Origin of the sequence: Ilyobacter sp., assembly GCF_041583315.1 — a bacterium.
GTDB lineage: Bacteria > Fusobacteriota > Fusobacteriia > Fusobacteriales > Fusobacteriaceae > Ilyobacter.
This window is the reverse complement of record NZ_JBFHGC010000068.1, coordinates 1-7,536: the sequence shown is the minus strand read 5'-3', so window position 1 is coordinate 7,536 and position 7,536 is coordinate 1. Positions and strand designations below refer to the sequence as shown.

Sequence of the window (7,536 nt, the reverse complement as noted above, 5' to 3'; positions counted from 1 at the left end):
TGGAATGGCAACATTTTTTTAGACAACTTTTTTAAGGTTGGTCATCCTGTAATTATTAAACCAATTCACACAATCCGATAGCTAATATTTTAATTTATCTAATTTATTCTATCCATAATTTTTTTAAAAGCACAAAATGATCAATATAGTATATATTTTCATGGTGCTGCATATACGTTATATATTATAAATTTTTATTTTTTATATTTGTCAAATTCTATTAAAAAATGTTAGATTACATTAATTATTTTCAAACTGTGTTAGCGTTATTTTTAAAGGTTAAAAAGTAAAGGGCATCTTTGTAAGAAAAGATAAAGTTTAGCTTTATTTTACCCTTCAAAGGTATAAAGTCATATTACTTTCATTTGATTTTTAAATGGGAGCAGTATGACTTTTTTATTTTAAACAGTTAGAATTATTCCATAGACGAGAGCATAATTTAGTCAAAATTGTTACTTTTAAAATTAATAAAAAAATTATAAAAAGGAGTGATGTACATGTTAAATAAATCGAAAAGTAAAATTGGGTTGGCTAATAAGATTTTTATAGGAATGCTTGTAGGTTTAATAATAGGATTAATCTCTCCGCAATTTGGTCAATCTTTAAAACCCATAGGTGATGTTTTTATGAGGTTACTAAGGATGGGCGTTGTACCTTTGATATATGCTAATGTAGTATATGGTATCTGTCAAATGGAAGATGCAAAAAGCTTTGGTAGGGCAGGATCTAAGCTTGTAGGATTTTACTTAGTTACAACAGCTTGTGCTGCTGTAATAGGTTCTTTCGTAGGTATGATAACTAAACCTGGAGTATCGATAAATCTTGATGTTTCTTCAACGGCAGCGGATGTTCAAAAAATGTCAGGTTTTTGGGATACAGTTCAATCTTTTATTCCTGTTAATATTTTGCAGGCTCTTGCAGAAGGCAAGCTGCCACAGATAATTGTTTTTGCAATATTTACAGGTATAGCAGTTTTGATGATAGGTGGTGAAACTAAAGTAAGAATAGTTGGAGCATTTGGAGATATTGGATCGCTTATGTTAAAAATTATTACAATAGTTATGGAATTTTCTCCTTATGGTATTGCTGCGTTGATGGCATGGACTGCAGGTAAATTTGGGACTGATATTTTCGGACCTTTAGCTAAATTTATCGGCAGCGTTTATTTAGGTCTTATTTTACAAATTGTATTTGTTTATTTAAGTTCAGTTATAATATTTGCAAAATTGAGACCCATGGATTATTTAACAAAAACAAAACCAATATGGCTGACTGCATTTACACTTTGTAGTAGTGCTGCTACAATTCCTGTTTCATTAAAAACAGCAGAGGAAGATATGGGTTTACCTAAGAAAATATCAAGCTTTTCAATTCCTATGGGAGCGACTATGAATATGGATGGAAATGCAATTTGGTTTGGAGTTATGGGAGTATTTGCCTGTCAACTTGTTGGAATAGATGTAACGTTTTCACAAATACTACAGTTTTCAATATTGGGTGTTATTTTAACATTGGGTAGTCCAGGTATTCCTGGTGGAATATTTGTATCAACTGCTATCTTTCTATCATCTTTAGGATTACCACTTGAAGCAGGAGCAATGATGATTGGGGTATTTAGGTTGCTAGATATGGGAATGACTGCTACAAATACGTTGGGTGATATCACAGCGACAACTGTTGTATCTGCGTGGGAGAAACTTTTTGATGGAAAAACTTCTCCATACTGGAATAAAAGTAAAGAAATAGAGGCTGAAAGTATAAACGAAGGAGCTTAGATATAATTTTTACAAATAATGCTTAAATCAATTTAAGGAGTGAAAATATGAAAGATAGAGTAGTCGGTATTTTAGGTGGTATGGGACCTGAAGCTACCATTGATTTATTTTCTAGTATCGTAACAGAAAGTAATGCCAAGAACGATCATGAACACTTACGAATTATTATTGACAATAACCCCAAAATGCCAAGTAGACAGGATGCTATTTTGAACGGGGGAGAAAATCCTGGACCGGCTATGGCTGAAACTGCAAGAAATATAGCAGGTGCAGGAGCTGATTTTATAATTATAGGGGCCAATACTGCCCACTATTTTTATGACTATGTGAAGAATGCCGTTGATATACCGGTATTACATATTATTGATGAAGCAGTTTTAGAAACTATAAAGATCGTGGATAAAGTCAAAAAAGTAGGAGTTCTGGCTACTGCTGGTGCCATGAAAACAAGAATGTACGAGAAGTCATTTAATAAATTTGACATTGAAGTAGTAGAAGTACCAGAGGAAATTCAAGACTTGGTACATAATTCAATATTTTCATTTAAATATGATGGTTTAACTAACAAAAATGAAGAAATGATGGTAAAAGCAGCAAATTTTTTAATAGCTAATGGAGCAGAGGCTTTAATTATGGGGTGCTCTGAAATACCCTTGATACTAGGAAATAAGAAATTATCAGTTGAAGTAGTTAATCCAAATGATGTTATTGCCAGGGTTGCTGTAAAGTATGCAAAAGATATTATTCAAGTTAAAGAGATAGAAGGCAGATATCTATCCATAGTGTAAATATTATTTTTAGAGAAAGATTTATCGCTTATTCATAAAATTATAGCAATTTAAAATTGAATATAACGAGGCTGTAAAATCCTTAAGTAAAAATAAAATTTTAATAAATGAACGGCTGTGAATTAATTATAATATGCTGTACGAAAGGTTCTTTTATGTTTAATATTTATGAGAATGATAAGAATGAAATGATGTTAAGAGATTTTTTGGCTACAGATAGAACAATTTTAGCTAATGAAAGAACTTTCTTAGCTTACATTAGGACGGCTTTAAGTCTAATAGTTTCAGGAGCAAGTTTTATTAAATTTTTTGATATTTCAATTATTAATAAAATTGGATATGCTTTTATCTACATTGGATTTATAATTATTTATATTGGATTTTTGAGATTTTTAAAAATAAATAAAAAATTAAAAAAGGTTCAGTATTAATGATAAAAAAGATTAATAGAATGGGATTTTTCCAAATTACTTGTGAATTGATAGTGGAAAGATTTTTGTATTTTTGAGTCCTTCTCTTTATTACTGAAGATACTGTTGTATCTATGTAATTAAGGGAGGGATTTTTTTTGTTTTAATTATAACAATGAAGTTATACAATTCAAGTATTGAAAAAATCTTAGAAAGAGGCTATCATTAGTTAATAAAAAAAGTATCTCTGGAGGCACAATGAAGGATGATAGATTTTATATAAAATTTTTTTTTATAGGGTTATTCCTTGTAATTATTCAAAGTTTTTTTCAGGATTTGGAAAGTTTAAAGTCGGTCATAAACGGTTTCTATAAATATATTCAGCCTTTTATTTATGGACTTGTAATTGCAATGATTTTGGAACCTATGATAAATTTTTTCTCTAAGAAATTTCACTTTAGGAGAGATGTGGGAATATTCTTTTCTTTTATAATTCTAGTCTTTATTTTTATAGGAGTGTTTTTTATAGTGATCCCACCTCTTTCAAACAGTATGGGAGAACTGATAGATAGCTTTCCCCAGATGAAAAGTAAATCTCAGACATGGGTTGTTGAGATATTTGAGGCAAATAAAAATAGGTTCGCTTTTATAGATGAAAAAGTTTTAAAGGAAAAACTAATGAACTTCATAGGTTCCCAGGTTGTAAATACCCAGTCCTTTGTTATTACAGTTTTAGAAAAAGTAATTAAGCTGACCTTTTCCATAGTGGATATATTTTTTGGGTTTTTAATTGCAGTTTATTTTTTACTATATAAAGAATATTTTATAAATTTTATAAGAAAAACTTTATCTATTTTTTTAAAAAAAGAATCTGTGAGTGAATCACTGGATTTTCTTTTTGAAAGCAGAAAAATTTTTATTAATTATTTAACAGGAAGATCTTTGGTTTCTCTGTGTGTGGGAGTTGTATGTTTTATAATAATGTTTTTTACAAATGTACCTTATGCTGTCCTAATCTCTTTTATTATAGGGTTAGGAAACATGATACCTTATATAGGCTCAATAATAGCAGGGGTGATAAGTACGGTGCTGGTACTTTTGACGCTGCCATTGAAAGTTTTACCCATGTGGATAGCTATATTATTGGCTCAGCAAATAGACAGCTGGATTCTAGGTCCTAAAATTTTGGGAGATTCAGTTGGTATGAATCCTTTTTGGGTTGTAACGGCAGTTTTGATAGGCGGGAACATAGGCGGACCGATGGGAATGCTGATAGGAGTTCCTATATTTGCAATGATAAAAATAATATATTACAAGGCTCTCAATAGGAAAGGGCTTGCAAAATCTGATGAGATTCAAAAATAAATATTAATAGATTTAATTTTAATTTTTGCTATTAATAGAGTATTATTTATTAAGGTGTTTTTTCTAATAAATAAGTAAAGACAAAAATATAATTTTAATTTTTTTTGAAAATATCTGTTATGAACATATAAAAGTATGTATGTTGAAGGCTAGAAAACAAGATGTTATGATAAAGGAGTGATTTTATTTATGAAAAAATGGGTATGTACAATTTGTGGATATGTTTATGATCCTGAAAGGGGAGACCCTGATAACGGTGTGGAACCTGGAACTGATTTTGATAATGTACCGGAAGACTGGTTATGTCCTATATGTGCCGCAAGAAAGGATGAATTTGAAGATACTTTAGGTTGTTGCTAGGGGGGAGATTACTACTCCCTTCTTTTTATTTATGCCGATTTTTTTTAGGGTAGGTTGTAATCCCTAATAAATTATAACAGTCGATATGAATTGGTATCCTTGATAATACAAGTATTTTCTCGTTTAAAACTTAATAGATAAAATTTATAAAAAATTAAAGAGGAAAAAGAATTTTTACAGGAATATAGCTTATAGATTCTTGAGGATCTTATTCTGAGATTCTCCCGTAAAAACCCCTTTTGAAAAGCTGGTGTACCCCTACATCAGCTTTTTCTATTTGTTGACACATATTGATTTTTTCTATAAAATGAGGGGAAGATTAAATTTGAGAAGGAGTTTTATTATGGATAAAGTAACCTTGATAGCATCAGCTTCAATGGGAATAGAAAGTATAGTGGCTCAGGAGTTAAAAGACCTTGGGTTTGAAAATGTACAAACCTTTAACGGAAGAGTGGAATTTGACGGGAAACTGGAAGATATCCCCAAGGCAAATATATGGCTGAGATGTGCTGACAGAGTATTTTTAAAAATGGGAGAATTTGAAGCATTTACTTTTGATCAACTTTTTGAGAATGTAAAAAAACTCAACTGGGATGAGGTCATAGCAGAAGATGGGGAATTTCCTGTCAGCTGGGTAAGTTCTGTCAACAGCAAGCTTTACTCTAAGTCCGATATCCAAAGAATAACTAAAAAAGCTATAGTGGAAAAAATGAAAGGGAAATATGAAAAAGACTACTTTAGTGAAGATGGGGCAGTTTATAAAATAAAGGTACAGGGAAATAAAGATAAATTTATAGTTATGATCGATACAAGCGGAGAGGGACTTCATAAGAGGGGATATAGGGCAGAGATAAATGAAGCTCCAATGAAGGAAACCCTGGCAGCCTCTCTTGTAAAAATATCCAGATGGAGGGGTGGAGAATTGTCTCTTTTAGATCCCATGTGTGGAACGGGGACTATTCTTATAGAGGCGGCTATGATAGCAAGAAATATAGCGCCAGGATCAAACAGAAAATTTGCCGCAGAGAACTGGAGTATTATTGAAAAAAACAAATGGGTAGATGTGAGAGATGAAGCTTACTCATGTGAAGACCATGAAAAAGAAGTAAGGATATACGGCTCAGATATAGACGGTGAGGCCATAGAAACTGCCAAAAGAAATGCTGTTTTAGCAGGTGTAGAGGATGATATCTCATTTGAAACAAAACACCTTTTGGAAATAGAGTCACCTTCAGAATATGGAGCAATAATAACAAACCCACCTTACGGAGAAAGACTTTCAGACGATAAAGCTGTAAATAAATTATACGGAATACTGGGAGATGTCTGCAGAATGAGATTCTCCAAATGGTCATATTATGTGATAACTTCGTATGAGCAGTTTGAAAGAGCCTTCGAGAAAAGATCAACAAAAAACAGAAAGCTTTATAACGGAGGAATAAAATGTCATTTATATCAGTATTTCGGAGCCAGACCGCCTAGAAAAAATATTTAAATTTAAAAAATTAAATTACATGAATGTAAAAATAAAAAATAATCGAAAATATAATTTAAAGTTTAAGGGTATCTCTTTCATGACAAGAAGTCAAAATAAGGGCGGTTTAAAGGGAAATTCTGAGGGACAAATTTGTATAAACATCAAATTCTGAAGAAAGAAGTTTCTAGAGCTTCTTTCTTTTGCTATTTTTATAGGGGCTTTTACTTTTAAATTGATTTAAAGTGTGTTAATATATTAAGATGAATACCATATAAAAAGTGGCAGGTGAAGTAGAGAAATGAAGGTTATTTCGATTTTAAATCAAAAAGGTGGAGTAGCAAAAACAACTTCAGCTCAGAACATAAGCTTTGGGCTTAAGAAATTAGGGAAAAAAGTACTTCTAATTGATTTTGATCCTCAAGGAAACTTGACCTCAGGGGTAGGAATTGACAAAAGGGGACTGGAGTACACGATTTATGATCTTATGAAGGATCGTGCATTTGGACTGCAAAATATAGGTTTAGACGATGTAATAATGGATAGAGAAGGAGTGGATGTCCTTCCAACTAACATCAAAATGTCTAAAGTTAATTTAGAGCTCGGGGGAGTTCCTGGGAGAGAAAATCTATTAAAAGAGATATTGAAAGAGGTTTACGGTTATGATTATGTGATTATTGACTGTCCTCCTAGCCTTGACAATCTTACATTTAATGCTCTTATTGCCTCTCAGAAGGTATACATACCTGTTCAGACAGAGTTCTATGCATTAGAGGGAATTGTGGAACTTATGGATACCATAGACCTCATTACTCAGAGAATGAATGAAGAACTTGAAATAGGCGGAGTGTTTGCAACAATGGTGGACGGCAGAATAAAACTTCACAATGAGGTTATCGACCAACTAAAGGGATTTTTTGGTGAAAGAATGTTTAATACAACAATCAGGAGAAATGTTAAGGTAACAGAAGCATCTTCCTATGGAGTGAGCATATTTGACTATGCTTCCAGGAGTAACGGTGCAAAAGACTACCTTGGTCTGTGTAAGGAAATTCTTAAAAGAGAGGAAAATTAGTATGGTTGCTAATAAATTGGGGAATAATCCTCTTCTTAACAGAGAGAAAAAAAGAGATAGTCTTGAAGAAAAAAAAGAACAGATAATAAAACAGTACGGACGTCTTATACATATGCAGCCAAAACTTTTAGAAGAAATAGATTTTGAAGATGTTACCTTTATAAACAGGCTGGCTTTGACGTCTGAAGATTTGGAACTAGAAGAGCTGAAAGAGAGTATATCTAAAATAGGGCTTTTGAATATTATATATTTACAGGAAAACGGTAAAGGCGGATACAGGCTTGTAAGT

Annotated in this window: 7 protein-coding genes and 1 pseudogene; all 8 read left to right on the top strand. The window is 31.9% G+C overall.

Annotation, left to right across the window (positions count from 1 at the left end; translation table 11 throughout):
• Positions 1-497 precede the first annotated feature (497 nt).
• Positions 498-1,775 carry a dicarboxylate/amino acid:cation symporter gene (locus ABZA26_RS03885; RefSeq protein WP_372713205.1) on the top strand — a complete coding sequence of 426 codons (1,278 nt, stop codon included), beginning with the start codon at positions 498-500 and terminating at the stop codon, positions 1,773-1,775.
• Positions 1,776-1,822: 47 nt separating this feature from the next.
• Positions 1,823-2,563 carry an aspartate/glutamate racemase family protein gene (locus tag ABZA26_RS03880; protein ID WP_372713204.1) on the top strand — a complete coding sequence of 247 codons (741 nt, stop codon included), beginning with the start codon at positions 1,823-1,825 and terminating at the stop codon, positions 2,561-2,563.
• Positions 2,564-2,718: 155 nt separating this feature from the next.
• Positions 2,719-2,994 carry a DUF202 domain-containing protein gene (locus tag ABZA26_RS03875; RefSeq protein ID WP_372713203.1) on the top strand — a complete coding sequence of 92 codons (276 nt, stop codon included), beginning with the start codon at positions 2,719-2,721 and terminating at the stop codon, positions 2,992-2,994.
• 237 nt (positions 2,995-3,231) lie between these two features.
• On the top strand, positions 3,232-4,338 hold the full coding sequence (locus tag ABZA26_RS03870; protein ID WP_372713202.1) for an AI-2E family transporter: 1,107 nt from the start codon (positions 3,232-3,234) through the stop codon (positions 4,336-4,338).
• Positions 4,339-4,527: 189 nt separating this feature from the next.
• Positions 4,528-4,698, top strand: coding sequence for a rubredoxin (rd, locus tag ABZA26_RS03865; RefSeq protein ID WP_372713201.1), 171 nt, complete (start codon positions 4,528-4,530; stop codon positions 4,696-4,698).
• A gap of 343 nt (positions 4,699-5,041) precedes the next feature.
• The gene (locus ABZA26_RS03860) at positions 5,042-6,193 is read left to right on the top strand and encodes a class I SAM-dependent RNA methyltransferase (protein ID WP_372713200.1); all 1,152 of its coding nucleotides are present in this window, start codon (positions 5,042-5,044) and stop codon (positions 6,191-6,193) included.
• 280 nt (positions 6,194-6,473) lie between these two features.
• Positions 6,474-7,247: a ParA family protein gene (locus ABZA26_RS03855; RefSeq protein WP_372713199.1), complete on the top strand. Its 774-nt coding sequence runs from the start codon at positions 6,474-6,476 to the stop codon at positions 7,245-7,247.
• Position 7,248: 1 nt separating this feature from the next.
• Positions 7,249-7,536: pseudogene (locus tag ABZA26_RS03850) on the top strand (chromosome partitioning protein ParB); the annotation flags it as partial.